Raw genomic sequence first — 1,960 nt, 5'->3', positions numbered from 1 at the left:
TGGACAAAAGCACGTTAGAGTATGGATTCTAACGTGCTAAATTTGGATTAGAAAAAGTATCTTGAAACCTTAAACGTTTGTATGTTTAGTTGCTCAACTGAAATGAATTATTTTTGCAAAGCAGCTTTGTGTACTGCGTACTTTTTACACCAGTTAAACTCTCACTAGATATTTTAAACTTTATAGTCTTGTTTTCTTCGATGAGGTTAGGGTTTATGTGAAGTACGAACTCAAATGTTTCATTCGATTCCAGTTCGCTTAAATGTGACCACTTAGAAATTATGTTGCTTTCTTGTCTGTGAGCAAACGGTTTGATCGTTGAACATCCTGTAACTAACTTAATATCAACTGACTTAGCATAGTTGGAGCTAACATTCTTTAGGCGAATTACCGCTACTCCATACACTCCCCAGTCTAATACCATTCTTTTTTTGTAATCAAAACTTTTGATACGTTTTTCATTACTAAACAAAACTGATAAGAACGTATCGGCTTCTTTCTCCATTGTGTTTTCTGACATATGCCAAGTAAACCAACATCTGTCAGACAATGACTTTTGCTTGTAAAACAATATGTACGCGGAGATAAAAGCTAAAAAGCCACCTGAATAACCACCAAGGTAGCTTAACCAGCCGTCTTCTGTTCCATCCATGTAACCAGGGACATACGATATGAATAACTTGAATAGCAACGGAGTCAACATAGGAATTGCCAACCCGATTAGAACTAAAATAAATATATGCACATTATCTCCATATAAACATAGCCCAATTAAGGTGTGAAGCACGCTACCACAACACTCAATATGGACTCCGTAAACACTAAACTCGACTCAAACCCAAAATGCCAAGCGTGCTGAATCACTCTTGAATTGTTTGTTATGTTTACCAGTCACTTAGCTTTGACAAGAAACCACTGCTATCCAGTAAAGTAGATTTTATAACCTTATCTTCGATCCCGTACTTACGGCACATAGCAAACACACTTGAAGTGAAAGGCTCTTTGGCAAAAGGAGATATATAGATAGCTTCTATCAACCCATTTAAATCAACAGGAACACTATCGGCACTTGGGAGATAATTCTCAATATTAGTAGTAGGTACTTGGTTAACAATGAAACATCTAAGCTCGTTTTCGTGACTAAATGATGAACGTTTAATCAGAGGGCTGATATGACCATCAACAACGCAGCATTTTGGTGTTAGGTTTGTATCTGAAAAGTCGAGATACTTTACCTTACCAATTTGGACTTTCTTGCCAAAGACTTGGCCTTTTAAAGCACTACGTAGACGCTCAACTGATGTCTTGACCGCTATACCCTTGCCATCATCTGAATACAATTTCCACATCGCTTCTGATTCAACACGATTGCTATGCCAACAGTTTACAGTTATTCCTTTTGAAATTTTATGAAAAGCTAATTCCATGATGGAACCAAGCTTTTCAATTCCATCCCTCATTTCATCAAGTTTAGGATTGTTGTGGGTGTCATCTATTTGTTTTAGCGACTCATAAGCTTGTTTAAGCTCACTAACTTGAGAACCAAATACTTCAGCAAAAGCTTTAGCGGCAACATCTGGCATATAACCCTCAAATGGATCACTTTCATTATAGCTTTCCAACGCAGTGAAATATAATTGTTTGGTTTCTAACAAATTAATCAATTTATCAAGTGACATGTAGCGCCAAAGAGACTCATCTACCAATGCACTTTCTCCCACTATTACTTCCATAATTCTCCAAACCTCATTGTAAACATAACGCTTATTAGACGACAGATTGTCGTTTTCATCCTTCGGTGATGCAGTCATTTTTATATTAACTCAACTGATTTAGACTGCAAGATGTCGCCTAATGACGGGAGTGAACAGTTATCAAATCAATCGAATAAGTTTTAGTAGGGTAAACGCACGCCCTCTGAATTGAGTAGAGTATTTAATCTAAGTGATTTTGGGGCAGA

The 1,960-nt window shown here is 37.0% G+C and carries 2 protein-coding genes; both read right to left on the bottom strand.

The genetic code is table 11. The features are described 5' to 3' along the window. Positions 1–85 precede the first annotated feature (85 nt). Complete coding sequence (locus ACED46_RS21785) at positions 86–652, bottom strand: hypothetical protein (RefSeq protein ID WP_371722441.1); 567 nt, start codon at positions 650–652, stop codon at positions 86–88. Between the two features lie 232 nt (positions 653–884). Further along, positions 885–1,733, bottom strand: coding sequence for a DUF2971 domain-containing protein (locus tag ACED46_RS21780; RefSeq protein ID WP_371722440.1), 849 nt, complete (start codon positions 1,731–1,733; stop codon positions 885–887). Positions 1,734–1,960: the final 227 nt, after the last annotated feature.

This window comes from Vibrio sp. 1S139, from assembly GCF_041439475.1.
Classification (GTDB): domain Bacteria; phylum Pseudomonadota; class Gammaproteobacteria; order Enterobacterales; family Vibrionaceae; genus Vibrio; species Vibrio crassostreae_C.
The sequence above is the reverse complement of the archived record's forward strand: the minus strand, read 5'-3'. Positions and strand labels throughout refer to the sequence as shown.

Coding starts and splice junctions, on each gene's coding strand:
- ACED46_RS21785 (WP_371722441.1), bottom strand. CDS start 652: ATGGATGGAACAGAAGACGGCTGGTTAAGCTACCTTGGTGGTTATTCA.
- ACED46_RS21780 (WP_371722440.1), bottom strand. CDS start 1,733: ATGGAAGTAATAGTGGGAGAAAGTGCATTGGTAGATGAGTCTCTTTGG.